This window comes from Cumulibacter soli (genome assembly GCF_004382795.1).
Taxonomy (GTDB): domain Bacteria; phylum Actinomycetota; class Actinomycetes; order Mycobacteriales; family Antricoccaceae; genus Cumulibacter; species Cumulibacter soli.
In genome coordinates, this window is sequence record NZ_SMSG01000006.1 from 233,683 (window position 1) to 260,249 (window position 26,567).

Annotated in this window: 22 protein-coding genes; 3 read left to right on the forward strand and 19 right to left on the reverse strand. The window is 64.9% G+C overall.

From position 1 onward, the window contains the following. Positions 1 to 31: 31 nt before the first annotated feature. Positions 32 to 1,861: a translation elongation factor 4 gene (lepA, locus tag E1H16_RS14410; RefSeq protein WP_243837867.1), complete on the reverse strand. Its 1,830-nt coding sequence runs from the start codon at positions 1,859 to 1,861 to the stop codon at positions 32 to 34. A gap of 225 nt (positions 1,862 to 2,086) precedes the next feature. Between lepA and rpsT the strand changes: the two genes are divergently transcribed. Continuing rightward, the gene (gene rpsT, locus E1H16_RS14415; RefSeq protein ID WP_134324611.1) at positions 2,087 to 2,359 is read left to right on the forward strand and encodes a 30S ribosomal protein S20; all 273 of its coding nucleotides are present in this window, start codon (positions 2,087 to 2,089) and stop codon (positions 2,357 to 2,359) included. Between the two features lie 208 nt (positions 2,360 to 2,567). Here rpsT and holA read toward each other — a convergent pair whose 3' ends face one another. Next, positions 2,568 to 3,539: a DNA polymerase III subunit delta gene (holA, locus tag E1H16_RS14420; RefSeq protein WP_134324612.1), complete on the reverse strand. Its 972-nt coding sequence runs from the start codon at positions 3,537 to 3,539 to the stop codon at positions 2,568 to 2,570. Between the two features lie 111 nt (positions 3,540 to 3,650). Here holA and E1H16_RS14425 point away from each other — a divergent pair, with 111 nt between their 5' ends. Next, positions 3,651 to 5,270: a flavin-containing monooxygenase gene (locus tag E1H16_RS14425; protein ID WP_134324613.1), complete on the forward strand. Its 1,620-nt coding sequence runs from the start codon at positions 3,651 to 3,653 to the stop codon at positions 5,268 to 5,270. Positions 5,271 to 5,289: 19 nt separating this feature from the next. Here E1H16_RS14425 and E1H16_RS14430 read toward each other — a convergent pair whose 3' ends face one another. The 3 genes from E1H16_RS14430 to E1H16_RS14440 are packed head-to-tail and all read right to left on the reverse strand — an operon-like array spanning position 5,290 to position 9,365. After that, positions 5,290 to 6,183 carry a hypothetical protein gene (locus tag E1H16_RS14430; protein WP_134324614.1) on the reverse strand — a complete coding sequence of 298 codons (894 nt, stop codon included), beginning with the start codon at positions 6,181 to 6,183 and terminating at the stop codon, positions 5,290 to 5,292. Between the two features lie 51 nt (positions 6,184 to 6,234). Beyond that, complete coding sequence (locus E1H16_RS14435) at positions 6,235 to 8,541, reverse strand: ComEC/Rec2 family competence protein (protein ID WP_134324615.1); 2,307 nt, start codon at positions 8,539 to 8,541, stop codon at positions 6,235 to 6,237. After that, complete coding sequence (locus E1H16_RS14440) at positions 8,538 to 9,365, reverse strand: ComEA family DNA-binding protein (protein WP_134324616.1); 828 nt, start codon at positions 9,363 to 9,365, stop codon at positions 8,538 to 8,540. Before E1H16_RS14440 ends, E1H16_RS14435 begins: the two co-directional genes overlap by 4 nt. 158 nt (positions 9,366 to 9,523) lie before the next feature. Here E1H16_RS14440 and E1H16_RS14445 point away from each other — a divergent pair, with 158 nt between their 5' ends. After that, positions 9,524 to 10,996: a carboxylesterase/lipase family protein gene (locus tag E1H16_RS14445; RefSeq protein WP_134324617.1), complete on the forward strand. Its 1,473-nt coding sequence runs from the start codon at positions 9,524 to 9,526 to the stop codon at positions 10,994 to 10,996. On the opposite strand, the gene E1H16_RS14450 is transcribed toward E1H16_RS14445, so the two are convergent. From E1H16_RS14450 to E1H16_RS14515, 14 genes are all read right to left on the reverse strand, one after another. Further along, positions 10,993 to 11,883 carry a DegV family protein gene (locus E1H16_RS14450; protein ID WP_134324618.1) on the reverse strand — a complete coding sequence of 297 codons (891 nt, stop codon included), beginning with the start codon at positions 11,881 to 11,883 and terminating at the stop codon, positions 10,993 to 10,995. The two genes, E1H16_RS14445 and E1H16_RS14450, sit on opposite strands and share 4 nt — an antisense overlap. A 56-nt stretch (positions 11,884 to 11,939) precedes the next feature. Then, complete coding sequence (locus E1H16_RS14455; protein ID WP_134324619.1) at positions 11,940 to 12,623, reverse strand: histidine phosphatase family protein; 684 nt, start codon at positions 12,621 to 12,623, stop codon at positions 11,940 to 11,942. Continuing rightward, complete coding sequence (gene rsfS, locus E1H16_RS14460) at positions 12,620 to 13,003, reverse strand: ribosome silencing factor (protein WP_134324620.1); 384 nt, start codon at positions 13,001 to 13,003, stop codon at positions 12,620 to 12,622. The genes E1H16_RS14455 and rsfS overlap by 4 nt, the downstream gene beginning before the upstream one ends. A 23-nt stretch (positions 13,004 to 13,026) precedes the next feature. Continuing rightward, positions 13,027 to 13,611, reverse strand: coding sequence for a nicotinate-nucleotide adenylyltransferase (gene nadD / locus E1H16_RS14465; protein WP_134324621.1), 585 nt, complete (start codon positions 13,609 to 13,611; stop codon positions 13,027 to 13,029). Positions 13,612 to 13,620: 9 nt separating this feature from the next. After that, positions 13,621 to 15,063 carry a vWA domain-containing protein gene (locus tag E1H16_RS14470; RefSeq protein WP_134324622.1) on the reverse strand — a complete coding sequence of 481 codons (1,443 nt, stop codon included), beginning with the start codon at positions 15,061 to 15,063 and terminating at the stop codon, positions 13,621 to 13,623. Position 15,064: 1 nt separating this feature from the next. Beyond that, entirely contained in the window at positions 15,065 to 15,985 is a 921-nt protein-coding gene (locus tag E1H16_RS14475) for an AAA family ATPase (RefSeq protein WP_243837868.1), read from the reverse strand. A gap of 131 nt (positions 15,986 to 16,116) precedes the next feature. Continuing rightward, positions 16,117 to 17,385: a glutamate-5-semialdehyde dehydrogenase gene (locus tag E1H16_RS14480; protein WP_134324623.1), complete on the reverse strand. Its 1,269-nt coding sequence runs from the start codon at positions 17,383 to 17,385 to the stop codon at positions 16,117 to 16,119. A gap of 9 nt (positions 17,386 to 17,394) precedes the next feature. Beyond that, entirely contained in the window at positions 17,395 to 18,528 is a 1,134-nt protein-coding gene (gene proB / locus E1H16_RS14485; protein ID WP_134324624.1) for a glutamate 5-kinase, read from the reverse strand. Further along, positions 18,518 to 19,996 (reverse strand): GTPase ObgE, encoded by a 1,479-nt coding sequence (gene obgE, locus E1H16_RS14490; protein WP_134324625.1) that lies wholly within the window; start codon positions 19,994 to 19,996, stop codon positions 18,518 to 18,520. Before obgE ends, proB begins: the two co-directional genes overlap by 11 nt. A 99-nt stretch (positions 19,997 to 20,095) precedes the next feature. Beyond that, positions 20,096 to 20,362: a 50S ribosomal protein L27 gene (gene rpmA / locus E1H16_RS14495; RefSeq protein WP_134324626.1), complete on the reverse strand. Its 267-nt coding sequence runs from the start codon at positions 20,360 to 20,362 to the stop codon at positions 20,096 to 20,098. Between the two features lie 12 nt (positions 20,363 to 20,374). Beyond that, on the reverse strand, positions 20,375 to 20,689 hold the full coding sequence (gene rplU / locus E1H16_RS14500) for a 50S ribosomal protein L21 (RefSeq protein WP_134324627.1): 315 nt from the start codon (positions 20,687 to 20,689) through the stop codon (positions 20,375 to 20,377). A 169-nt stretch (positions 20,690 to 20,858) separates the two neighbouring features. Beyond that, complete coding sequence (locus tag E1H16_RS14505) at positions 20,859 to 23,624, reverse strand: Rne/Rng family ribonuclease (RefSeq protein ID WP_134324628.1); 2,766 nt, start codon at positions 23,622 to 23,624, stop codon at positions 20,859 to 20,861. 174 nt (positions 23,625 to 23,798) lie between these two features. Next, positions 23,799 to 24,575, reverse strand: a complete 777-nt coding sequence (locus E1H16_RS14510) for a TIGR03936 family radical SAM-associated protein (RefSeq protein ID WP_134324629.1) — start codon at positions 24,573 to 24,575, stop codon at positions 23,799 to 23,801. Continuing rightward, a complete protein-coding gene (locus E1H16_RS14515) occupies positions 24,572 to 26,512 on the reverse strand; it encodes a TIGR03960 family B12-binding radical SAM protein (RefSeq protein ID WP_134324630.1) in 1,941 nt (646 codons plus the stop codon). Before E1H16_RS14515 ends, E1H16_RS14510 begins: the two co-directional genes overlap by 4 nt. Positions 26,513 to 26,567: the final 55 nt, after the last annotated feature.

Here is a 26,567-nt window from a genome sequence, read left to right on the forward strand (position 1 = left end):
GCGCCACGAATCACCGCTATAGAAGCGAAAACTACTTTGACTTGCCGGCTGGCTCGTCGGTGGACAGTGCTGCGATGAAGGCCTCCTGGGGCACTTCCACCCGGCCCACCATCTTCATCCGCTTCTTGCCTTCCTTCTGCTTCTCCAGCAGTTTGCGCTTGCGGCTGATGTCGCCGCCGTAGCACTTCGCCAGCACGTCCTTGCGAATGGCGCGAATCGTCTCGCGCGCGATGATCCGCGAGCCCACGGCTGCCTGGATCGGTACCTCGAATTGCTGGCGCGGAATCAACTCGCGCAGCTTCGCGGTCATCATCACGCCGTACGAGTACGCCTTGTCCTTATGCACGATCGCCGAGAACGCATCCACTTGCTCGCCTTGTAGCAAAATGTCGACCTTCACCAGGTCGGTTGCCTGCACGCCGGACTCCTCGTAGTCAAGGGAGGCATAGCCGCGGGTACGCGACTTCAGCGAGTCGAAGAAATCGAAGATGATCTCGGCTAGCGGCAGGTCGTAACGCAACTCGATCCGCGTCTCGGAGAGGTAGTCCATCCCCTTCATGACACCGCGCCGTGACTGACACAGCTCCATAATTGCGCCGGTGAATTCTGCGGGCGCGATCAACGTGCATTTCACGACCGGTTCGCGCACTTCGGCGACCTTCCCGACCGGCCAATCGCTCGGATTGGTCACCACCGTCTCGGTGCCATCGTCCATGGTGACGTCATAGATAACGTTGGGCGCAGTCGAAATCAGCGCCAGGCCGAACTCGCGCTCCAGTCGTTCGCGCACGATTTCCAGGTGCAGCAGTCCTAGGAAGCCGCAGCGGAACCCGAACCCGAGCGCAGTGGAGTTTTCCGGCTCGTAAGTCAGCGCGGCGTCGTTGAGCCGTAACTTGTCGAGGGCGTCGCGCAGTAGCGGGTAATCCGATCCGTCGATCGGGAACAAGCCCGAATACACCATGGGCTTGGGGTCGCGGTAGCCACCGATCGCGTCACTGGCTGGTGCAGCTTGAAGCGTGACCGTATCGCCGACGCGGGACTGACGAACGTCCTTCACGCCGGTAATCAGGTAACCGACTTCGCCGACCCCGAGCGACTTCACCGGCACCGGCTCGGGTGAGATCACCCCGAGTTCGAGCAGTTCGTGGGTCGCGTTCGTGGACATCATTTTGATCCGCTCGCGCGCGGAGATCCGTCCGTCGACCACGCGCACGTAGGTGATGACGCCACGGTAGATGTCGTAGACGGAATCGAAAATCATCGCCCGGGCAGGGCCTCCCATCTGCCCGACCGGCGGTGGGATCTCCTCGACAATGCGATTGAGCAGTTCGGGCACGCCCACACCGGTCTTGCCCGAGACCCGCAAGATCGAATCCGGTTCACAGCCGATGATCCCGGCGATCTCCTCGGCGTACAACTCGGGTTGCGCGGCGGGCAGATCGATCTTGTTCAGCACCGGGATGATCGTGAGGTCGTTCTCCATAGCCATGTACAGATTGGCCAGGGTTTGCGCCTCGATCCCTTGCGCCGCATCAACCAGCAGGATCGCGCCCTCGCAGGCTGCCAGCGACCGCGACACTTCGTAACTGAAATCGACGTGCCCGGGGGTGTCGATCATGTGCAGGGTGTAGCCACGCTCGTCCGTACCCGGCCACGGCAGCCGCACATTCTGCGATTTGATCGTGATGCCGCGCTCGCGCTCGATATCCATCCGGTCGAGGTACTGCGCACGCATCTGACGCTGTTCGATCACGCCGGTGACCTCGAGCATGCGGTCGGCCAGCGTCGACTTGCCGTGGTCGATGTGCGCAATGATGCAGAAGTTCCTGATCAGCGCGGGGTCAGTGTGCTCGGCGGTCACATGTTTCCTTCGATGGGGCGGTGCGGGACGCCGGCGATGCCCGGCGCACGCCGCGCGTGGCGCGACTCTAGCCATTCTGCCTTACCTTCACTCGAGCGGACTAATGTGGCGTGCGCCGCTGTCGTTTGTCTTCGCCTTGTGCCCCTTGGTACGCTGTCTCTTTGTGTGCGCGACGACTCGCGCCCAGAACCAACCCGGCATCATCAATCTGAAGAAGGCACCTTCGTGGCGAACATCAAGTCCCAGATCAAGCGCGTCAAGACCAACGAGATCGCGCGTCAGCGCAACCAGGCCGTCAAGTCGGCACTGAAGACCTCGGTGCGCAGCTTCCGTGAGGCCGCTGCATCGGGCGACGTCGAGAAGGCGACCGCCGCGCTTCGTAAGGCTTCGCGTGACCTCGACAAGGCCACCAGCAAGGGCGTCATCCACCGCCGCCAGGCCGCCAACCGCAAGTCGGGCATGGCCAAGGCGCTCGAGGCCATGAAGGCCGCAGCCTAACTCTCCGCTTCACTCGCGAAGCCGCACCCCTCGCCGGTTGGGGTGCGGCTTCGCGTCGTTGCCAGGCACCGCCCGGGCGTTCCCACACACCCCTGCTGACGATGCGGCCTTTGTGTACGAGATCCGCCGGGCCACTGCCGCTAGATCCGCCGGGTACTGCGTCAGGTCCGCCGGGCACTGCGTCGGACGGCCCATCGGAGCGCGCGACCTAGCGCACGGTGCGCGCCTCGGCGATGTCCAGTACTGCCTTCTCAATCGCGTATCGAGGATCAGCGGCCTGCCCCTTGACCTCGCCGTTGAGCCGAGCCGCGACGTTCATCGCGATCGTCAGCCCTGGGGCGCTCCAGCCTCCTGCGGTCTGCTGAATCTTGCGGATCTTCCATGCCGGCATCCCCAACCGAGAAGCCAAGGTATTCGGGTTCCCGCGACCGGCTGCGGCCACTTTCGCGACCGAACGTACCGATTCGGCGATCGCATCGGCAATCACCACCTCAGCGGTCCCCTCGTGCAGCGCCCACCGCAACCGCTCTAGACCCTGCTGAACGTGACCGGCCACTATCTCGTCGGCTACGGCGTACACCTTCACATCCGCGCGTCCACGGTGGTACCGCGCGACGATCTCGGCCGTTATCGCACCACCGGCGTCAGCGACGAGTTGCCGCGCCGCGCTCGACAGACTTCGCGAGTCCTCGCCGACCGCCTCGATCAGCGCCGCAGCGGCTTTCGGATCGATCTTGCCGCCGGCCGCCACGACCTCCGAACGTACGTACTTCACTCGATCGTCGGCCGACTTGATCGTCGGCGCCCGGTGGACCGCGGCACCTGCCTTCTGCAGGTCGGCGGCGAGCGTCTTGGCTCGCCCTCCCCCGGAATGCTCGACGAGCAGGCAGATATCGGCATCCGGCGCGGCGGCGTACTGCGTGAGGATCGCGACGAGATCCTTCGTCGAGGATTCGGCCGACTTCAGAACGACGATTCGTTCCCCGCCAAACAGTGCCGGGCTGAGCGCATCGGCCATCGCGTTGGCCGCATCGGTCGAGGTCGCGTCGACGCGCTCCAGCGATAACGTAGCGTCCGGTCGAGCCGCCCGTTGTGTCGCGATCACCTTCGTAGATTCCTGTGAGCGAAGGAAGTCGTCCTCACCCACGACAAGAACGAGGCGCTCTGCGATCTGCGGCATCACACGATCCTGTCACAGCGCCCAGACAAGGGACTGCACCGACCGACCGGTCGCGCAGCACACTGATCGGGCCCTACGATGACGTGAATACCAACCGGCGGAGGTTTATCCATGTCGACGGCTACCGAGGTCGATCACGAGGTCATCATCATCGGCGCAGGCGTGTGCGGTATCTATCAGGCCTATAAGTTTCAACAGCTCGGCCTGAGCCCACTCGTGCTCGATAGCGCGGGCGAACTCGGCGGCACCTGGTTTTGGAACCGCTACCCCGGCGCCCGGTTTGATTCGGAGAGCTACACCTACGGTTTCTCATTCTCCGAGGAGGTCCTGCAGGAGTGGGACTGGAAGGAGCGGTTCTCCGGCCAGCCCGAGAACCTGAAGTACCTACAGTTCATCGCCGACAAGTTCGACCTTCGCCAATACATGCGGTTCGGTGTCACCGTGCAGCGTGCCGATTTCGACGATGACGAGACGCTCTGGCGGTTGTCCCTGGACGACGGCTCCGAGTTGACGTGCCGGTACCTGTGCCTAGCTGTTGGACTGCTCTCGGTGCCCACGCTGCCCAAGTACGACGGCGTCGAGGATTTCGGCGGGCGCTCGTTCCACACGTACGACTATCCCGATGACGTCGACCTGCGCGGCAAGCGTGTCGGGGTGATCGGGACCGGCGCGACGGCGATCCAACTCATTTCGGCGATTGCGCCCGAGGTTGCCGAGCTCAAGGTGTTCCAGCGTCGTCCCAACTGGAGTGCCCCGCTGAACAACTCGGAGATTTCGCCTGAGGAAATGGCCGAAATCAAGAGCCGGTACGCCGAGATCTTCGAGATCTGCTCACGCACGCCGGGTGGATTCGTCCATGAGCCCGATCGGCGCCCGTTTTACGACGTGCCGCGCGAAGAACGGGTCGCGTTATGGGAGCGCCTCTACCAGGAGCCGGGGTTCGGTATCTGGTTGGCAAACTTCCGTGACACGTTCATGGATGAGGAAGCCAACGCCGAGCTCAGCGCGTGGATCGCAGACCGCATCCGCGAGCGCGTGAACGATCCGGAGGTCGCCGAGAAGCTGATTCCGACCGATCACGGGTTCGGAATCCAGCGAGTGCCGATGGAGACCAATTATTTCGAGGTCTACAACCGCGACAATGTCGAGCTCGTCTCAGTCAAAGACACGCCGATCGAGCGAGTCACCGAACGCGGGATCCGCACCACGGAACGGGAGTACGAGCTCGATGTGATCATTTACGCGACCGGTTTCGACGCGATCACCGGCGCATACGAGGCCATCGATATTCATGGTGTCGGCGGCAGGACGTTGCGCGAGGCTTGGGCTGACGGCCCCATCACCAGTTACGGCCTCCAGGTCCCGGGATTCCCGAACATGATCATGCCGAACGGCCCGCAGAGCGCATCAGCGACGACGAACTTCCCTCGCGGGATCGAGATCGGCGTCGACTGGTGCACTGATCTGCTCACCTACGCGTGGGATCACGGCTACTCGAGGATCGAGGCCACAGAGGAATCGGCGCAGGCGTGGGCTGCCGAGGTCAAGCGGCTCTATCAAATGATGCTGATGCGTAAGGCGCAAGGCTGGTTCACCGGCTACAACTCGAATATTCCTGGACATGAGGCCGGAACGATCCGTTACCTGATCTACAACGGCGGTACGCCGAAGTTCCGCGCGACGATTGCCGAGGAAGCCGCGGCCGGCTACCCGGGCACTATCTTCGCGTGATCGCTGAGGCCGGGGCGGTTCACGCGCCGGGTAGCGCCTGTTGGCTAGCAGCCATCATCATCAACGCCGCCGATTCGCCCGGGGCGTGCTGCACGAGCACCTTCGCATAGTCCGCTTCGACGACGTCGGTCGCGATGACATCAAGCCGGTCAGCGAACTCCGGGCCGTCAAACGCGTCGGCCGCTGCCGAGGCAGCGTCCGCGCCTCCTGGCAGGCACACCACGGACTGGATCTCGGCGGCTTCCTCCCGCACGCCTATCCCAATGAGTCCGCCGTCGCGTTCAGCGATCATCGCTGCGAGAACATCGCCCAGGCACGCCGCTACCGGCGCGACCTCGGGGTCAGCGAACAGACTCCCGGCATCCACCCAGCCAACATCGGCGGCACCGCCGCCGAGCACGACGTCGTCCTCAAGGGGTTTGATCTGTTGGACCGCGAGAGTCACCGGGTTCGCTGAATCCGCCTCCTGCGTCAGCACGACGTCCCCTGTATAGCCGGCCTTCGTTGCCGCAACTGTAATCGCCTCGGGGTCCTGACCGCCAACCAGCAGGCTTACCCGGGTGGGCCCGTCCGAGACCTCCACGGCGTACGTCGCGCCGTCTGGGTCGACGCCGATCGCGCTAGCCGACGATTCGACGGGCAGCAGTCGGTTGCCGGTCGCAGCGATCTCCAGCCACCGCTCATCAGCGGCCCCCAGGGCCAACAACTGCGCGGTCTGACCGAACCGAATCAGTGTGCCTTCAGCCAACGCGTCGGGACTAATTCGGCTCATCGCTTGAGCAAACACGGTCTCGGCGGCGGGCGCCGGCGCTGTCTCGGTGCCGTCCAGCGTCGGCACTGCGTCTTCATCGCCACACGCTGTCGCCGCTGCCAGTGCCAGCACGGCCCCGAGAGCCGTCACAACCCGACGCATGATCTGAACTCCTATTTTGAGCGAGTATCTAGACAATCTAGCGTGTCTGGGTTATAGGACTGCGAGGGCTCCGTCTGCGGTCAGCACCACCACGATGGTTCCGTGCAGGTCGGTGCGTCGCACGAGCATCCCCAGGCTGCGCAGTTCCTCAACGGTACTGGGCGCTGGATGACCATAATCGTTGCCCTCACCTGCGGAGATAAGCGCTATCCGTGCCTGGGTGCGCATGAAGAACTCGTCATCGCGGTTCTTACTGCCGTGGTGCGGCACCTTGAGTACATCGACACTCAGGCATCCGCAGTCCACGAGCTTGGCCTCCGCTTCTTCCTGCAGATCGCCGGTGACCAGCATCGTGACGCCTCGGGTGCTGACCCGGATCACCAGGGAGTTGTTGTTCGGGTCGCTGCTGGTGCCGATCATGGGTTCGCTCGGCGCCACTACCTCAAGGTGAACGCTGCCGAGGGTCAGCCGCCACCCAGCGCCCACTTCTTGCACCCCAACGTCGTGAGCGCCCGCGAGTTCGCGAACGGTGGTTTCCGCATTGCCCCCGTCGAACGTGCCGAAGACGACCTTCTGCACCTCACGTCTGCCTAGGACTGCCGGAATCCCAGCGACGTGGTCCGCGTGAAAATGCGTCAGCAGGATCAACGGGACCTCCGAGACACCCATCTCGTCCAAGCACTCATCCAGCGCCGCCGGGTCGGCGCCCGCATCTAGCAGGACCGCGGAATCGTCGGCGACCCGCGCCAGTGTCGCATCGCCCTGCCCGACATCGCAGGATGCGAAGACCCAATCGGATCCGGGACCACTGTCGATCATGCAGCGCGCCGGGACCGACAGCACCAACACACCGACCAGGAAGGCGCCAAGCGCAACCCGCATCCGCGCTCGTCGGCGGGTCAACACCGCCGCACCAACCAACACGATCAGCGCCGCCGTGACGATCAGCGTGGCGGCGACGCCGGCCGGCAGGGGGAACTCGAACGGGTCGGCGTCGGCCGCGATCCTCGCTACGAGTGCGATCCAGCGGACGCAGTAGCCCGCAGCCCAACACAGCAGTTCGGCAATCGGCATCGCGAAACTCGCGCACAGGGCGGCGAGCACACCACAGATTGTGGCCACCGGGACCGCCGGCGCAGCGACGATGTTTGCGAGGATTGACGCGGTGTTCACCACCGGCAGCAGCAGTACGATCACCGGCAGGGTGGCGATCCCGGCCGCGGCCGCCACGGCGAATGCTGCCGCGACAAACCGCGGCATATGGTCTGCCAGGACCTCAGTCCAGTATCCGCCGAGTACGACGACTCCGGCCGTCGCGAGTACCGACAGAATGAAGCCGATCGACACCGCGAGTTCTGGCATGAGCAACAGGAGCACGATGACCGCGCTACACAGCGCGGGCACTGCCGCGCGCGGCCTACCGGCACCGAGCGCGATGAGCATGACCACTCCCATACCCGCTGCCCGGACGACGCTCGGCTCGGACCCTGTGATCAGCACGAAAGCGATCAGCGCCGCTGCGGCTGCGGCCACCTGTAGCGCGAACGGCGCCCGCAGCAACCGCGCTGCCCAGAGCGCCGCGCCGGTGACGATCGCGACGTTAGCGCCCGATACCGCCAACAGATGGGCCAGCCCGGACCGACGGAACTCCTGTGTGGTCATATCGCTGATACCACTGGTATCCCCATGCACCAACGCCACGAGCAAACCTGCGGAATCCGGATCATTCACCGCTGCCGCGTGCTGCAAGCCATCGCGCACGTGTTGGGCCAGGACGCTCCAGCGTGGTGCTTGTAGCGCCACAGTTGAGTTTCCGGAATCAAAGATCAACGCGACTTCGGAGGACGACCCATCCGGCGTGTGCGCGGTACCGCGGACCTTTACGGGCATTCCTGGCAACGCGGACTGCCACATCTGGGCCTCACCCATCACGGCGACGCTGAGGTCAGTATTCAAAGTTTCAGCACGATACGTCACCGCATGCACGTGGACGTCGACAACAGCCAACCGCTGATCGCCCACCAGGCGAGCCCTGGACTGAGCGGTGCCGTCAATCGTGACGAAGGCATCGGCGGCGGCCGCTGCAGCTAGCGGAGAGGATTCACGCTCGTCCACACGCTGGGCCGCCAGCCACGCGGCAACGGCGCCTGCGAGCGCACAGCATCCAAGGAGAATCGCCACGCCGCGCCGAAGTACTGCCCACTTCGCGGCGGGCGCGGCAAGCAGCGCCAGCGCTATTCCGGCGACAACGCAGGCGGTGAGAGCCCCGCTGGCGCCGAACTCTCCGAGGGCGGTGACCGTCCAGATGGTCGCCGCAGCGGGCGCGAGGCGAGCATCGTGGTCACGCCAGTGCCTCACACTGTGACCAGGTCAGACAACTTCGCCAGGGTCGCCGGTCCGATCCCCGATACGTTCGCCAGTTCGTCGACCGTCGCGAACGGCCCACTCTGGTCACGAAAATCAATGATGCTCTGGGCCAGCACCGGGCCGACTCCCGGTAGTTCGTCCAGTTGCGTTGCGTTGGCCGAGTTGATGTTGATCTTGGCATCACCGCCTCCGGGTCCTGCGTCAGCACTGGACGCATCGGCGGCGCCGGGAATACCAACCGCAATCTGCTCGCCGTCGCTGACTTTGCGGGCGATGTTGATCGTGCTCAGATCGGTGTCGGGCAGCGCTCCACCGGCAGCTTCGATCGCATCGCTGACTCGAGCGCCTTCCGGAAGTGTCACAAGCCCTGGTGATTCAACGTGGCCGACCACCGCGACGACGATGAGGGCATTGTCAGGTTTATCCGTATCGGTGGCCACAGCTGACGACGGTGCCGCATCGGAGGATTCATCGCGTTCGTCGACGCCAATCGCCTCGCTATCGGCGCCCGAACCGGCCGGCACGGCGGTCGGGGTGGGACGCAGCAACCAGGTCACCAGCATCGTGGCGGCCGCGGTAAGCACCGCGACCAGTAGGAACATGGCGATCGAACCTCGTTGACGCACCAGCCGTGATCGCCAAGCAGTCCGCGGAGGCTCGAAGCCATCGCCGAAACCCTCGAGAGCGACCGCGTCGATCTCGCCGTCCTCCGCGACGTCCACCGCGCGCGCCGGCGGTTCGGCATTGCTGCCGCGCAACAGCGCCCTGAGGTCGGCAACCTGCCGGTCCCGCTCGAGCTCATGCGTCCTGGTCATGCTCGCCACGCTACGAACGCGCAACGCCAGCACCCAGCGAGATTCCGCGACTGTGGAAACACTCCGAACGTGTGGATAACGCACTCGCTGCTGTCGCGGATCGCGCACATAGCGAGTAAGTTCGGCGCCAACGGTTGACGAGACGAAGCGGGTTCGCCATGACTGACATCGTCGAGGTAACACAGGGCTCGATTCGCGGGCACACGCGAGACGGATGCCGAGTATTCCTCGGCATTCCGTACGCGGCCGCGCCGGTCGGCGATCTGCGGCTACAGCCCCCGGCGCCCGCGCCGCCATGGGCAGGCGTGCGGTCGGCGGATACGCCCGGACCTACGGCGCCCAAAGGCCCGTATCCCAATCCGTTCCAGTCGCTATTCAACGAGCCCGTCGTCGATGGCGATGAGTACCTCAACCTCAACGTGTGGACGCCGCACGATGCCGATAATGCAGCAGTGCTGGTGTGGATCCACGGCGGCGCCTACGTGAATGGTTCTGGGATCGTGCCGCAGTACGACGGTGCACCATTCGCTCGCGACGGGATCGTCTGCGTCACGATCAACTACCGCCTCGGCGCGGAGGGGTTTCTCGACCTGGGCGACGACGTGTGCAACCTGGGACTTCGCGACCAGATCGCCGCGCTGCAATGGATCCAGAACAATATCGCCGCATTCGGCGGCGACCCCGACCGCGTCACCATCGCGGGCGAGTCCGCCGGCGGGATGAGCGTGACGTCGTTGCTGTCCAGCCCGTTGGCGGCGGGTCTGTTTCACCGCGTCATTGCACAAAGCGGCGCCGGACATCACGCTCTGAGTCGACCCGACGGCCACCGGATCGCTACCGAGCTCGCCAGCCGACTCGGTGTGCTGACCGAACGATCCGCCATCGCCGCCGTGCCACGGCAGCGCCTGCTGGAGGCGCAGTTGAGCATCACCCGGGATATGGCGCTGAACCCTGATCCAGCAATCTGGGGCGGTGCGGTCGCCAACTCGATGGCCTTTGAACCGGTCATCGACGGCGAGGTGCTACCGGCGTTGCCGATCGAGTCGATCACCAACGGAGCGGGCGCCGGTATCGACGTACTCGCCGGCAGCAACCTGCATGAGCAGCGCCTATTTCTCGTGCCGACCGGTGTGTACGCGGCGTCCACCGAGCCCGCCGTGCACGCGATTCTCGCCGCGCGAGGGATCGATGCGACCGACGCTGCTGCCGCATACCCCGAGGCGGACACACCAGGTGCGCTGCTGGATGCCGTACTGACCGACTGGACATTCAGAATTCCAGCGATCCGCCTCGCCGAGGCCGTCGCCGGCAATGGCGCGAACGCATATATGTACCAGTTCGGATGGGAGTCACCGCTATTCGACGGCCTGTTGCGCTCGTGTCACTTCCTGGAAGTGCCGTACGTGTTCGACTCGCTCGATGCTGCCGGCAGCGCCGCACAGACGGGTCCGCAGCCCGATCGGGATCTCGCGCGCCGGATGCATTCCGCATGGGTGTCGTTCATACAGGACGGCGATCCGGGGTGGTCGGTGTATGGTGAGAGGCGCACCACCAAGCTGTTCGCAAGTACCGACGACGTCCTCGCCGATCCAGGTGCTGCATCCCGCCGGCTGTGGGAGGGACGCCGCTAATTGGCATCCGGGCGCGTCAACTCCGGGACGATGATGACCCCCAGCATGCCCGGACCGACATGCGCGCCGAGAACGGCGCCGACCTCGCTGATCACGATCTCGCTGGCGGCGGGAACGGCCTGCTGGAGTTCTGTACGCATCGCCTCGGCACGCTCCAGCGCGCCCAAATGATGCACGGCAATATGCACCGGCGCATCGAACTCATTCGCGGAGGCTGCGGCCAACGCGGTCAACCGCGCGATTGCCTTCGCCGCAGTACGCACCTTTTCCAGCGGCAGGATCATGCCATCGGAGATATGCAGAATCGGTTTGACCGCCAGCGCAGTACCCAATAAAGCTCGCCCGGCGCTGATCCGTCCGCCGCGGCGCAGGTGCTCCAGCGTGTCCACGTAAAAGAAGTTCGATCCTGCGCTCAACGAACCGACCGCAGCCTCGTACACCTCGTCAAGGCGAGCACCGACGACGGCACGCCGAGCCGCTACGAGTACGGCAAAACCGAGCGCCATCGCTGTCGTTCGTGAATCCACCACCCTGACAACTTCGGTGCCGACGTCGGAGTTGCACTGCACCGCCGCCAGCCGCGCGGCGTCCCACGTGCCCGACAGTTCGCTGGAAATATGCACGCTGACGATCCGCTCGTAGCCCTCCGCGAGCAGGCCGCGGTAGTGATCAACGAATTGCTCCGGTGTCGGCCGCGAGGTCGAGACTTTGATCGCCTTGTCCGCGAGCGCTTCAATAACGTCGTCCGGCGATACCTCGACGCCGTCCTCGCCTTGCCGCTCGCCCATGATCACGTGCAGCGGGATGACCCGGATCGGCAGCCCATCAGCAATCCGCGGCGGCAGGTACGCCGTGGAGTCGGTGACGACGGCGGTGGTAGCGGTCATTCTGCGACCTTACCGACCCGTCCGTCGGACTGCGCAAGGCACGAGCGAGATCAATCTCAGTGCGGGTGTTTGATCCGATCGTCACCGGCATCAGAGTCGACGTTCAGTTCGTCGCCCACCAGCGCCTCTGGGCTGCGCAGCGGGTACACATTGTGCGCATGTAACCGCCACTGCCCCGCTTCGGTTCGACGCAGTTCGCTCCAGTGACAGTTACGTAGCGGCGCCAGCAGCGACCAGGTCGATTCCGGTATCCCGATCAACGTCGCGGCGAGCGCCTTCAGCGAGCCGCCATGGGCCGTCAACACAACGGTCCCGCTGTGGCGTTCGAGGAGTTCATCCACCAACTCACGGCCACGCTGCGCCACCTGCGCCGCCGACTCCCCGTTACCTGGATTGCTTCGACCACCGCTGGTCCACGCCGCAAATTCGTCGGGGAATCGTTCGGCGACGCCTGCGCGGTCCAGACCTTCCCAACCGCCGAGGCTGGTCTCGCGCAGCCGCGGGTCGGTGTGCACGGGCAGACCCGCGAGTTCAGCGAGCGTACCGGCGGTTGTCGCGGCCCTGCTGAGGTCGCTGGCATAGATCGCGCTGGGCTCTTCGGCGGCCAGGTACGGTGCGGCCTCGCGCGCCTGCGCTAGCCCCACCTCGTCGAGCGCGGTGTCCAACTGGCCCTGAAATCGTCCGAGCGAATTCCAGGTGGTTCGTCCGTGTCGCCACAACAACAGGCGTTCGAGGCTCACGCCTCGCCCTCGGTGGTCGGTCCGGCCCCGACGAACGGGATCGTTGGACAATCACGCCACAGGCGGGGCAGGTCATAGAAGTTTCGTTCGTCGGAGTGTTGCACGTGTACGACGATGTCGACATAGTCCAGCAGTACCCAGCGGCCCTCGCGTGCCCCTTCACGACGTACCGGCTTGAGTTGCTCGGCGAGCAGCGCTTCTTCGACGGCGTCGGTGATCGCGCTGGCCTGCCGCTCATTGGTCGCGGTGACGACGACGAAACAGTCGGTAATCACCAGTTGGTCGCTGACATCGATGATCACGATGTCCTCGCCTAGTTTGCTGTCGGCTGCGGTAGCGGCGATGGTGGCGATCTCTATCGACCGCTCGGTGGCTGTCATGGGGGTGTTGCGCTCCTTAGCGGCTACTGCTCGCGGTACAGGTGCCGTTTCTCGATGTACTGCACGACCCCGTCTGGCACGAGATACCAGACTGGCATTCCTCGCGAGCGCCGCGCGCGACAGTCCGTCGACGAGATTGCCAATGCCGGCACCTCAACCAGGGTAACCGTGCCGTCGGGCAGCCCGCTGTCGTCGAGGTGATAGCCCGGACGCGTGACCGCAATGAAGTGCGCGAGGTCGAACATGTCCTGATGATCTTTCCATCCCAGGATCTGATGCAACGCGTCGGCACCGGTGATGAAGAACAACTCGGCATGTGGGTACTGCCGGCGCAGATCGTGCAGGGTGTCGATGGTGTACGTCGGGCCGGGACGGTCGATATCGACTCGGCTAACCGAGAACCGCGGATTCGACGCCGTCGCAATCACGGTCATCAGATAGCGGTCCTCGGCCGGCGACACGACGCTGTTCGCCTTCTGCCACGGCTGCCCGGTCGGCACGAAGATCACCTCGTCCAGACCGAACAGCGACGCCACCTCGGACGCGGCCGACAAGTGACCGTTGTGCACCGGGTCGAAGGTGCCGCCCATGATGCCCAGACGCGTCATCGACGAGCCTTAAGCACCCGGCAGCATGTCGTGTACGAAATCTGCAAGCTGCTGTGCCGTACGGCATTCCTTCATTTCGATGACATCCGCATAGCGCGTGGCCACCGAGTCGCCGCTGCCCCACATGCGCTGCGCCTCGGGGTTCAGCCAGTAGGCGTGTCGAGCACGGCTGACCATCTTCTTGAGGGTCTGCAGTGACGGATCGCGATAGTTACTGCGCGCATCGCCGAGGATCAGCAGGCTGGTCTTCGGCCCGATGGCCTCCGGCCACTTTTCCTCAAAGATCTCGAAGGCGTGCCCGTAATCGGAGTGTCCGTCGAACCACACCAGGTTCGCCTCGTTACCGATCCGCTGTACCGCGCGCGGCAGGTCCTCGCCCGGTGAGAAGAACGAGGTGACCTCGTCGGTGGTGTCGACGAACGCGAACGCGCGCACCTTGGAGAACTGCTCTCGCAAGGCCGCGGTCAGCATCAGGGTGAAGTGCGAGAAGCCCGCAACCGAACCCGACACGTCGCACAACACGACCAACTCTGGTTTGTGCTGTTTACGCGGCTTGTGATGGGTGTTGATCGGGATACCGCCGGTCGCCAACGACGCGCGCACTGTCCGCCGGAAGTCCAGTCGACCGCTGCGGCCCAGGCGGCGCCGCGCGGCGAGACGACTGGCAAGCCGCCGAGCCAATGGGTGCACCGTACGCCGCAACTCGGCGAGATCGTCGCTCTGTGCGCGCAGGAAGTCGACCTGGTCAGCCATCGGCCGCACCGTGGTCTTGGCGACCTGTTCCTTACCGCGATCCTCGGCCACTCGGCGCCGTACCTCGGCATCAACGTACTGCCGGAACTCCGCGAGGCGGTCCTTGATGGTCTGCCGAGCCACCTGCTCCTGCATACCGCCGCGCTCGGACTCGGCCTTGTTCAGCAGTCCGTCCAGCAACTGCGCCACCAGGGTGTCGGGATTGAGCGCACGCATGACCCGGTACGAGTAATACGACTCACGTCCGCCGCCGGCCGCGCCCTTACCCAACTTGGAGACGGCCCGACGCGCGAGCCGCTTCAGCGTTTCGGAGTCACCGTCCATCAGCGCATCGGCCAGCGCCTTACGCCAGGCGTCGATATCGGGTTCGCCGTCGCCGAACTCCCCGTCGCCGTCCTCGCCGTCCTGGCCGGGATCGCCACCGCCGGCCTCACCGAGCGCCTCGCCATCGCCGGTGGCCAGTGGCCACCACAGATCGAACATCGTGTCGAACGCCAGGCGGTACGCCGGACGCTTCACACAGACGGTCGCCAGACCTTCACGCAGATCCTCACGGTTAATGACGTCGACCGCCGCGAAGACCGAGGCCGTGTCCACGCATTCACCCACACCCACGGGGATTCCGGCCCCGCGCAGCGCTGCGACGAACCCAGTGAGGTGCGCCAGCAGGCCCTTCGTCTCGACGGTCGCGGTGCTCATGTCAGTTCAGCCGCAACTCGCCGGCGGCCTTAGCCGCATCGCTGGCGTGCTTAAGAACCACGCCGAGCGTTTCCTTGACCGCCGCCTCGTCCAGGGTGTTCAGCCCCAAGGCGAGCAGAGTCTGCGCCCAGTCGATCGTTTCAGCGATCGAGGGCGACTTCTTCAGTTCCATCGCGCGCAACGCGCGTGCCGTACGCACGATCTGATCGGCCAGCGCCGGGGCGATGTCCGGGACACGCGAGACGATGATGTCGCGCTCGCGCTCCGGGCCCGGGTAGTCCAGGTGCAGGTACAGCGCGCGACGCTTGAGCGCCTCGGACAACTCGCGAGTCGCGTTCGAGGTCAACAGCACGAACGGACGGCGCTTCGCGTGCACGGTACCCATCTCGGGGATGGTGACCTGGAAGTCCGAGAGGATTTCCAGCAGTAGGCCCTCGACCTCGACGTCCGATTTGTCGATCTCATCGATCAGCAGGACGGTGGGATCCTCGCGGCGAATCGCGGTCAGCAGCGGACGTTCGAGCAAGAACTCGTCGCTGAAGATGTCATCACTTGCGTCGTCCCACGTCTCACCGGACGCCGTGGCCGCATTACTACCCTGCTGGATCCGAAGCAGCTGCTTCTTGTAGTTCCATTCATACAGCGCGCGGGCCTCGTCCAGGCCCTCGTAGCACTGCAGACGGACGATGTCCGATCGCGTCGCTTCTGCGATCGCCTTCGCCAACTCGGTCTTCCCGACACCTGCCGGACCCTCGACCAGCAACGGCTTGCCCAGACGGTCAGCCAGGAACACCGTGGTTGCGGTGGCGCGGTCGGCAAGGTATCCGGCCTGGCCGAGACGAATCAGGACATCGTCGACGCCGCCGAACTGGGGACGGTGCTGGGCACCGATAGGGGCACTCGCGGACTGTTCAACGCTCAACGCAGACCACCTCAATAGAACTTGACGTTGGAATCACTTTACCGAATCTCGTTCGGGTACGTTACGCCGGATTGTCACGCAGAGCACATCCAGTGCCCCGGGTCACAACTCAGGTTCCATGTGATAACGCCTCAACTGGCGGGTCTGGTCTGGCCCTCGCCCTGCACGACATACGTGGTGGTCGTCAACTCTGGCAGCGCCATCGGGCCGCGCGCATGCAGTTTCTGTGTCGAGATCCCGATCTCGGCGCCGAACCCGAACTCACCGCCGTCGGTGAACGCGGTCGATGCGTTCACCATGACTGCGGCAGCGTCGACGCGCATCGTGAATTCGCGTGATGCTTGCAGCGACGAGGTCACGATTGCTTCGGTGTGCCCGCTGGAGTGCGTGCGGATGTGCGCGATCGCGTCGTCGATCGAATCAACGACGCCGACGTTGAGGTCGAGCGACAGGTACTCGGTGTCCCAGTCAGCCTCCGTCGCCGGAACCACCAATGCGCCAAGCAACTGCTGCGTGCGCTCGTCACCGTGCAGCGTCACCGACACGTCGCCGAGCGCTTTAGCCGCGCGCGGTAGGAACTGCTCGGCGATGTCCGCGTGCACCAGCAGTGTCTCGGCGGCGTTGCACACGCTCGGGCGGCGTGCCTTGGAGTTCACGATGATCTCTTCCGCCATCTGCAGGTTGGCGCTGGCGTCGACATAGACGTGCACGATGCCGATCCCGGTCTCGATCACGGGCACCGTGGAATCGGTGACCACCCGCTGGATCAGCCCGGCGCCGCCACGCGGAATCACGACGTCCACAAGCCCGCGCGCGTGTAGTAACGCAGCCACTGTCGAGCGATCGGTCGCCGGAACTCCCTGAATCGCGTCGGCTGGTACGCCGCTCGCGGCGCACGCGTCGCGTAGCACCTGTACCAGTGCCTCATTCGACTCGCGCGCCGAGGACGAACCGCGTAGCAACACGGCGTTACCGGACTTCAGGCATAGTCCTGCCGCGTCGACGGTGACGTTCGGACGCCCTTCGTAGATCATCCCGACGACGCCCATCGGCACCCGCAATTGCTGCACCCGCACACCGTTCGGCAGCGTGTAGCCGCGAATCACCTCGCCGACCGGATCCGGCAGCGATGCGACCATCCGCAACTGTTCGGCGATAGCCGCGATTCGCTCGACGCTTAGCGCGAGACGGTCGATCATCGCTTCGCTGATCCCGTCGGCTCGCGCGCGTTCGATATCGCGCGCATTGGCATCCAGCACGGTCTCGGTGTGCTTCACCAGCGCGTCGGCCATGGCGTTGAGTACCGCGTCCTTTACGCCACGCGGCAGCACGGACAAGTCCCCTGCTGCGACGCGGGCTCGCTTCCCGAGTTCATGGATGATCGCGGTGGCATCTGACATGTGTTCTCCTCAGAGGACGGCGATGTCGTCGCGATGCATGACCTCGCGACGGTTGTCGACGTCCAGTTCCTGCGTCTGCTTCCCCATCATCGCGCCCACAGCGCGAGACGGGTATTGCACGAGTCCGCGGGCGATCGGCGCGCCGTCGGCGGCGATGAGTTCAACCGCGTCCCCAGCATCAAAGTTACCGCGAACGTCGATGATTCCGGCCGGCAGCAGCGAGCTGCGCCGTACTGCTACGGCACGTACGGCGCCGGCGTCCAGCATGATCTGCCCACGCGGTTCACTCGCCCAGCGCAACCAGAACAATTTCAGCGGCGGCCGCTTGCCCATGGCCGGCACGAACGTGCCGACCCGGTGACCGGCGATGGCCTGCCGCGCCAATGCGGTCGAGGTGATGATGACCGACGTACCCGCACCCGAGGCGATACGGGCGCTGTTGAGTTTGGTGGCCATCCCGCCGGTGCCCACGCCCGCGCTCGCGGCGCCGGACGTGTCGATTTGGGAAAGGTCACGTACATCGCGGATGACGGGGATCAGATTCGCGGGGCCCTTCGCGGGGTTGGCGTCGTACACGCCGTCAACGTCCGAGAGCAGCACCAGACCCTGCGCACTGACCAGGTGAGCGGTCAGCGCGGCGAGCCGGTCGTTATCGCCGAATCTGATCTCATCGGTCGCCACGGCGTCGTTCTCGTTGACGATCGGTATGACGCCGAGCCCCAGCAGGCGGTCGAGGTTGCGTTGCGCATTGCGGTGGTGGGTACGCCGCTGTAGGTCGTCCGCGGTCAGCAGCACCTGCCCGACCCGCAGCCCATGACGAGCGAAGGCCGAAGCGTATGCCTCGGCTAGCAGCAGTTGCCCCACGCTCGCGGCAGCTTGCTGCGTGGCCAGATCCCGCGGGCGGCGACGCAGCGCAAGCGGTTCGAGTCCGGCCGCGATCGCACCGGAGGACACCAGCACGACCTCCCGTCCGCCGGCGACCGTTTCGGCCACCACGTCGGCCAAGAAGGCGATCCGTTCGACGTCCAGGCCGGTCGCCCCGTGGCTTCCGGGCTTTGTCAGCGAACTCGAGCCGACCTTGACGACGATGCGCTTGGCCGCGCCGAGCGCGGCATGCTCTGCGCCGTCATGCTCAGTTGTCATCGTCCTCTCCGATCACGTACCCGTCTGACTCCTGGATCTCATACGGCATGCGGCGCTGACGCTTGGCCGCGCGACGCTCATCCGCCGAAGGCCGGTCCGCGGTCTCGGCGGCTTCCAGCCTCGGGTCGGTGCCACGATGCCCGAATGCGACGACACCTGTTTCACCGGCGACCGATTCGGCCGTCGGTTCCCACGCGAAGGTGACTCCGCCGATGGTGACGTCACAGCCCGGCAGTGCGCCATTCCGCGATAGCGCAGCCTCCACGCCGAGTTTCGCCAACCGGTCGGCGAGGAAGCCGACAGCTTCATCATTGGTGAAGTCGGTCTGTCGGATCCAACGCACCGGCTTGGTGCCCTCGACGATGAATCCGCCGTCACTATCGGGGTCCGGTATGACGGTGAACTCCTGGCCGCCGATCGTCTTGGGCCGGATGATGACCCGTGGCGCCTCGTGCACCTCGTGCTGCAGGCGGTGTTGCTCCACCGCAGCACCGAGGGCGAACTTCAACGCATCCAGCCCCTCATGAGTCACCGCAGAGATCGGAAATACCTGGAATCCGCGCTCACGCAACTCGGCGGTGACGAATTCAGCGAGTTCGCGAGCATCCGGGACGTCGATCTTGGTCAGCGCGACGATCGTCGCGCGTTGCGCGAGTTCGCCGTACTCGTCGAGTTCACGCACCAACGCGTCGATGTCTGAGACCGGGTCACGCCCCGGCTCCAACGTCGCGCAGTCCACCACGTGCACCAATACGGACGTGCGCTCCACGTGCCGCAGAAAGTCCAGACCGAGCCCACGGCCCTGCGCCGCGCCGGGGATCAGCCCGGGCACGTCGGCAACCGTGTAGGTGCTTCCGCCAGCTTGAACGACGCCGAGGTTAGGCACGAGGGTGGTGAACGGATAATCGGCGATCTTGGGGCGTGCCGCCGAGATGACCGAGATCAGCGAGGACTTACCCGCCGACGGAAACCCGACGAGTCCGACATCGGCAACCGACTTCAGTTCGAGTACGACGTTCGTTTCCTCGCCCGGCTCGCCCAGCAGCGCGAAGCCGGGCGCCTTGCGCCGGGATGTTGCCAACGCGGCGTTACCGAGCCCGCCTCGTCCCCCGGGGGAAACGACGTACTCGCTGCCGGCGACGGCCAGGTCGGCGAGCACCTCGCCGTCCTTGGTGGTGACGACCGTGCCAGGCGGTACCCGTAGCGTCAGGTGCTCGCCGTTGGCGCCGGCGCGATGTTTACCCATACCCGGCTTGCCGTTACCGGCGCGCTGATGCGGGCGGTAATGGAAATCCAGCAACGTATGGACGTTCGCGTCGGCGAGGAGGCGTACGTCGCCGCCGTTACCGCCGTTGCCGCCGTCGGGACCACCCAGCGGCTTGAACTTTTCGCGATGGACCGACACACAGCCGTGTCCACCGTTACCGCCGGAGACGTGCAGAACGGTGCGGTCGATGAAATCAGCCATGCGGATCAGGTCCCTTTGACTCAGATGAAATGAGTCGAGGGGCTAGGAGACCCGTCCGGTCCCCTAGCCCCTCGACGAAAGTGTGCTCAGGTGCGAGCCTTAGCCCGCTGCCGTCTCGAGTTCGACGACGCTAACCTGCTTCTTGCCACGTCGCGTACCGAACTCGACCGCCCCGCTCGCCAGGGCGAAGAGGGTGTCATCGCCGCCACGGCCGACGTTCTCACCGGGGTGGAAGTGGGTGCCGCGCTGGCGAACGATGATCTCGCCCGGCTTGACGACCTGGCCACCGAAACGCTTCACGCCGAGGCGCTGGGCGTTGGAGTCGCGGCCGTTACGGGTTGAGGATGCGCCCTTTTTGCTTGACATATCTAAAAACGCCTACTTCCCGCTGTTGATTCCGGTGACCTTGACCAGCGTCAGCGGCTGACGGTGACCCTGGCGCTTCTTGTAGCCGGTCTTGTTCTTGTACTTGAGGATGTTGATCTTCGGACCCTTGACCTGGTCGACGATCTCGGCATCGACAGTGATCTTGGCGAGCGCGCCCGCGTCCGAGGTGACGTCCGCACCGTCGACCACCAGCACGACCGGCAGCGACACCGCAGCACCCGGCTCGCCCTCGAGCTTCTCGACCTCGAACTGGTCACCCTCGGCGACGCGGTACTGCTTGCCGCCAGTCTTGACTACGGCGTACACGGCAACTCCCTGGTTACGTATCTACTCGGGCGCAGGCAGCAATCGCCACCGACGCATTATGCAAAGTCTTTCGCGCCTCAGATCGTTACCAGGCGCGACGAACAAATATATCGCATCTCCCCCGGTTGGGGTCAATGAGTCCCGATCGGACCTGCCTCACATTTTAAGCTCACGCCGAGGACGTCGGCGGGCCGGCCGGACGGCGGGCCGCGCGACGACGCGTCCGCACCGGCCGCGCGATCGGCTCGTCGTTGGTCTTCGGAGCCACCTCGGACTGTTCGGCCGCCACCGGCGCGTCGGTCTTCAGCCGGTCTGCCGCGGTCTCAGTTGGCTTCCGCTGCTCCCCCACGGTGTCCGACGCGCCCGCCTCTGAGACTGGCGCCGACGGCGCGAGGCTCACGGTGGTCGCTGGTTCGTCAGGAACGCTGAACGTCTCGAACACGGAGTCGGCGTCAGCCTCCGGCGCAGCAGGGGTCTCGTCCTTCTGGCTCGCGGCGGCGATGGCGCTTAACTGCGGGGTCGAATCGCGGCGTGGTTCCTCCTTCGGCGCAGTGGCGATTTGCGTGTCGCGTCCACCCCGGCGTGAGCGGCTGCCACGGCGCGACGTCGGCTCGGAGCCGGTCGAGGCCGTTTTCTTCTCGATCGGTTCCTCGTGCACGATGATCCCGCGTCCGTCACAATGCGGGCATGGTTCGCTGAACGCATCTATGAGGCCCTGGCCCACCCGCTTGCGGGTCATCTGCACCAGACCGAGAGAGGTCACTTCGGCGACCTGATGTTTGGTGCGGTCGCGGCCCAGGCACTCGGTGAGCCGACGTAGTACCAACTCGCGGTTGCTCTCCAGCAGCATGTCGATGAAGTCGATGACTACGATGCCGCCGACGTCGCGCAGGCGCAGTTGGCGGACGATCTCTTCCGCGGCCTCCAAGTTGTTCTTGGTGACGGTCTGTTCCAAGTTGCCACCGCTGCCAGTGAACTTGCCGGTGTTCACATCGATGACCGTCATTGCCTCGGTGCGATCGATCACCAGCGAACCTCCGCTGGGCAGCCACACCTTGCGGTCGAGGGCCTTCGCCAACTGTTCGTCGATTCGGTGCTCCTTGAAGACATCCTGCTGTGACTCGCTCTGCGAAATACGATCGACCAGGTCCGGGGCAACGTGCTGAATGTAGCTCGAGATCGTGTCCCACGCCTGAGCACCGGAGACCACCATTTTCGCGAAGTCCTCGTTGAACAGGTCTCGGACGACACGAATAGCCAGGTCGGGCTCTTCGTAGAGCATCGATGGGGCCTTGGTCTTATCCTCGGCAGCTTTCTGCTCGATGACTTCCCATTGCGCCTTCAGCCGCTGCACATCACGATTGAGCTCTTCTTCGCTGGCGCCTTCGGCGGCGGTGCGGATGATTACGCCCGCGTCCTCGGGCACGATGCGACGCAGGATTTCCTTCAGTCGCGCGCGTTCCTGTTCGGGAAGTTTGCGGCTGATTCCGGTCATCGAGCCGCCAGGCACGTAGACCAGGTAGCGGCCCGGCAACGAGATCTGGCTGGTGAGTCGCGCGCCCTTGTGTCCGATCGGGTCCTTGGTGACTTGCACGAGAACCTTGTCGCCGGATTTCAGCGCCTGTTCGATGTTGCGCTGTTTTCCTTCGAGCCCGGCCTTGTCCCAGTTGACCTCGCCGGCATAGAGCACCGCATTACGGCGTTTACCGATATCGATGAATGCCGCCTCCATACTGGGCAGCACGTTCTGCACGCGCCCGAGGTAGACCCCGCCGGCAAAGGACTGCTCACTCGCGAGCGTCACGTAGTGCTCCACGAGCACGTCATCCTCGAGGACGGCGATCTGGGTGCGCTCGCCTTGCTGTCGCACCACCATCTCGCGGGTCACCGACTCACGGCGCGCCAGGAATTCGGCTTCGGTCAGGATCGGCGCGCGGCGCCGACCGTGATCGCGTCCTTCCTTACGACGCTGACGCTTAGCCTCCAACCGAACCGAGCCGCTGACGCCCTGCACCTTGTCGGCTGAACTGTCGCTGGAGGTGCTACCTGAGCTTCCATCGCTGTCCGAACCGCGGCGCCGGCGCCGGCGTCGGCGTCGCGAGCCCGACTCGTTCTCGTCGGCGGAGTCGTCGCTGTCAGCCTCGTCCTTACCGCCCTTGTCGGTGTCCTTCCCGGACTTTTCGACGTCCTTAGCGGACTTCTCCGCGTCTTTACCGGCGTTCTTGGCATCGTCCGCATCGGCCGAGCCCTTACCGTTGGACTTCCCGCTGCCGGCCGCTTCATCTTTCTCGGGTGCGGACGAGGCGTCGTCGGTGTCGTTGGTGCCCTCGTCGCCATCCTCCTTGCGTCGCCCGCGTCCACGACGCCCACGGCGACGGCGGCGCGACGACGAGTCGTCATCAGTATCGGAGGTGCCGTCGTCGCCTGACGCTTCACCGTCGTCCTCGTCGTCCTCCTCGTCGGCGGACGGTTCCGCCCGGGGTGGGCGCACGACTTCCTCAGGAGCCTGGAACAGGGCGAAGGGGTTGAACGAAGCCCGCGGTGTCACCTCGACGTCGGACGACCCGGTGTCCACGTGCGACAGCTGAGGGGCGAGCGAGGTCACAAACGGCTGGACGTCGGTCTCGACGCTCGGAGCCAGAATCGGGAATTCTTCCTCGACTGGCACGATCTCCACGTCCGTAGCCGACTGTTGCGCGAGTTCTTGATTCGCGCTCGCGCCGTCACCGGTCGCGTTGCCGGACGAGGTTGACTCCTCCGACTCCTCCGACTCGGGGGGCGCAACCTGCTCCGGTCCCCCGTCGTTCGACTGCTGCGGATCGTCGGTAAGGTCGGCTGCCGTTTCGGCGTCCGCCTGCGCTGCGTCGGTAGCGTCCGGCAGATCCGCGCTCTGATCGGGTGCGGTCGAATCGGGCTCGTCTTCACGTTCACGCATTCGCTGCGAAACTCCTTATCGGCCCGTGCAGCAGCGAGCACTCCGGCTATGCCGGAGGCAAGCGCGCGCGGGCCATGTCATGCGGTCGTGACCTCTGGCCGTCCAGGTCAGACCGAAAAGTCTGGTCGGTCGTCGCCACGGAGCGCCTCGCATCGTCCTGTGGGACGACGGTCGCTAACTCGCCGGCGACGGTGTGATGACGGTGCTGTCGACCGCGATCGGGTCCAGCAGCCGTCCGCTGTCGTCGAGGGATCCTTGAGCCAGCCGCAGCGCAACGGGCAACTGCGGCGGTACAAGTCCTGCGACGTCCCGCAGAGCGGCGTACACGTCATCTGGTCGTACGACAGGAATGGACTGTCGCACGATCGCGGTCATTATGGCACATGACGCCGGACCGTCGACCACGTCGGCGCTCGCGAGCGCGGCACCCACGTCAACCTGCTTACGGCCTGACTGCGTGATTCGCTCGACGGTAAACGTCCCGGTCGCCAGCAACGCGGCGACCGCGGGCCGCACCTGGTCGGCAGCCAGCCCGCCAAAGGTGAACTGCCACTGTGATGCATCTACCCGGTCGGCCAGCGATTTCGCACGGGCTTCGGCGACCTCGAGAATATCGAGATCGGCCGGCAGCGCCTCATCCAGACGGCGACGTACCTCATCGGGTTCGATAACGGCAGACAGACCGATCTCCAGGTACTCGGCCTCACTGGCCACACCGGTAGGTGCGGCGCCGACCCACGAGATCTTCGGGTGCGGGGTAAAACCGGCCGAGAACGCCACCGGCAGGCGTGCGCGGCGCACCGCGCGCTCGAACACCCGGGTGTAGTCGCGGTGCGACATGAATCGCAGGCGGCCGACCTTCGTGTATCTGATCCACAGCCGCTGCACGACCGGCGGTGGTGGCGGGCCGTCCGGCGTCCGCTGTTTACGTTTGCGCGGCTTACCGCTCATGCCTGGTCCCCGCCGTTGTTGACCACGGTCAACGGCAGCAGCGTCTTACCTGTCGGGCCGATCTGGATGTCAGTACCCATCCCCGGACACACGCCGCAGTCGTAACACGGAATCCACCGGCAGTCGTCAACCTCGGTCTCATCGATCGCGTCGAGCCAGTCGTCCCACAGCCACTGCTTGTCCAAACCCGAGTCGAGGTGGTCCCACGGCAAGATCTCGTCCTCGCCACGCTCCCGGGTGGTGTACCAAGCCAGGTCAACGCCGTACGGCGCCAGAGCGCTCGCGGCCGCGTCCACCCAGCGCTCGTGCGAGAAGTGTTCGCTCCAGCCGTCGAACTTGCCACCGGCCTCCCACACTGCACGGATCACCGCGCCGACGCGCCGGTCGCCGCGAGAGAGCAATCCCTCGACCTCGGACGGTTTGCCGTCGTGGTACCGAAAGCCGATGGAGCGCCCCAGGTTGCGATCGCTGGTGATCGCTGCCTTCAACTTCGCCAGTCGTTCATCGATGGTCTGCGCGCTGGCCTGCGAGGCCCACTGGAACGGCGTGTGGGCCTTCGGAACGAAGCCGCCGATGGACACGGTGCAACGGATGTCGTTGCGTCCCGAGGCCGCTCGACCGGCGGTGATGACCTCTTTCGCCATCTCGGCGATCTCCAGGACGTCCTCATCGGTCTCGGTCGGCAGCCCACACATGAAGTAGAGCTTGACCTGACGCCAACCGTTGGCGTACGCCGTGGTGACGGTGCGGATCAGATCTTCCTTGCTGACCATCTTGTTGATGACTTTGCGGATCCGCTCACTGCCACCCTCGGGCGCGAATGTCAGGCCGGAGCGCCGCCCATTGCGCGACAGTTCGTTCGCGAGGTCGATGTTGAACGCGTCCACCCGGGTTGACGGCAACGACAACGAGGTCTTCGAATCCTCGTATCGATCAGCGAGACCCTTGGTGATATCGGCGATCTCGGAGTGATCGGCACTGGACAGGCTCAGCAGCCCGACTTCCTCAAAGCCGGTCGCGTTCAGCCCGCGCTCAACCATTTCGCCGATACCGGTGATGGAGCGTTCGCGGACCGGCCTGGTGATCATGCCGGCCTGGCAGAAACGGCACCCGCGAGTGCAGCCGCGGAAGATTTCGACTGACATTCGCTCGTGCACCGACTCGGCCAGCGGCACCAGCGGTTGCTTCGGGTACGGCCAGTCATCGAGGTTCATCGTGGTGCGCTTGGGCACGCGGTCGGGAACGTCGCTGTGCCGAGGCGTCACGGACGCGATCGCTCCGTCGGGACCGTATTCGACGTCGTACAAGCTCGGCACATACACGCCAGGGATCTGCGCGAGGCGCCGTAGCAGTGCGCCGCGATCGCTGCCGCCGGCCGCCTTCCAGGCCTTGACGACGTCCGTGACGTCGCCGACGACCTGTTCACCGTCGCCGAGGGCGGCCGCGTCGATGAAGTTGGCGATCGGCTCGGGGTTGAACGCGGCATGTCCACCGGCTAGCACGATCGGGTGCTCGGAGGTGCGCTCGGCGGCATCGATCGGAATCTGCGCGAGGTCCAGGGCTTCGAGCAGGTTGGTGTAGCCCAGTTCGGTAGCGAACGAGACCCCAAGGACGTCGAAGTCTTTCACCGGGCGATGACCGTCGACGGTGAACTGTGGCACCTGTTCTTTGCGCATTAATTCGGCGAGGTCCGGCCACACGGCATAGGTGCGCTCGGCGAGCGTGTCAGTGCGCTCGTTCAGCACTTCGTACAGAATCATCAGGCCCTGATTGGGCAACCCGACCTCGTACGCGTCGGGATACATCAGCGCCCATCGGACATCGGCGGACTCCCACTCCTTCACCGTGGAGTTGAGTTCGCCGCCGACGTACTGAATCGGCTTTTGGACCTGAGTGAGCAGCGGCTCCAGGTCGGAGAAGACAGAGTGTGAGGTCATAGCCCCTCAAGGGTAACCGCCTGTCGCCGATCAAGCCTCGCACCAACGAGTGATC

Coding starts and splice junctions, on each gene's coding strand:
- holA (WP_134324612.1), bottom strand. CDS start 3,539: ATGCCGCAGATCGCAGAGCGCCTCGTTCTTGTCGTGGGTGAGGACGAC.
- E1H16_RS14425 (WP_134324613.1), top strand. CDS start 3,651: ATGTCGACGGCTACCGAGGTCGATCACGAGGTCATCATCATCGGCGCA.
- E1H16_RS14430 (WP_134324614.1), bottom strand. CDS start 6,183: ATGCGTCGGGTTGTGACGGCTCTCGGGGCCGTGCTGGCACTGGCAGCG.
- E1H16_RS14440 (WP_134324616.1), bottom strand. CDS start 9,365: ATGACCAGGACGCATGAGCTCGAGCGGGACCGGCAGGTTGCCGACCTC.
- E1H16_RS14445 (WP_134324617.1), top strand. CDS start 9,524: ATGACTGACATCGTCGAGGTAACACAGGGCTCGATTCGCGGGCACACG.
- E1H16_RS14450 (WP_134324618.1), bottom strand. CDS start 11,883: ATGACCGCTACCACCGCCGTCGTCACCGACTCCACGGCGTACCTGCCG.
- rsfS (WP_134324620.1), bottom strand. CDS start 13,003: ATGACAGCCACCGAGCGGTCGATAGAGATCGCCACCATCGCCGCTACC.
- nadD (WP_134324621.1), bottom strand. CDS start 13,611: ATGACGCGTCTGGGCATCATGGGCGGCACCTTCGACCCGGTGCACAAC.
- E1H16_RS14470 (WP_134324622.1), bottom strand. CDS start 15,063: ATGAGCACCGCGACCGTCGAGACGAAGGGCCTGCTGGCGCACCTCACT.
- E1H16_RS14480 (WP_134324623.1), bottom strand. CDS start 17,385: ATGTCAGATGCCACCGCGATCATCCATGAACTCGGGAAGCGAGCCCGC.
- proB (WP_134324624.1), bottom strand. CDS start 18,528: ATGACAACTGAGCATGACGGCGCAGAGCATGCCGCGCTCGGCGCGGCC.
- obgE (WP_134324625.1), bottom strand. CDS start 19,996: ATGGCTGATTTCATCGACCGCACCGTTCTGCACGTCTCCGGCGGTAAC.
- rpmA (WP_134324626.1), bottom strand. CDS start 20,362: ATGTCAAGCAAAAAGGGCGCATCCTCAACCCGTAACGGCCGCGACTCC.
- E1H16_RS14505 (WP_134324628.1), bottom strand. CDS start 23,624: ATGCGTGAACGTGAAGACGAGCCCGATTCGACCGCACCCGATCAGAGC.
- E1H16_RS14510 (WP_134324629.1), bottom strand. CDS start 24,575: ATGAGCGGTAAGCCGCGCAAACGTAAACAGCGGACGCCGGACGGCCCG.
- E1H16_RS14515 (WP_134324630.1), bottom strand. CDS start 26,512: ATGACCTCACACTCTGTCTTCTCCGACCTGGAGCCGCTGCTCACTCAG.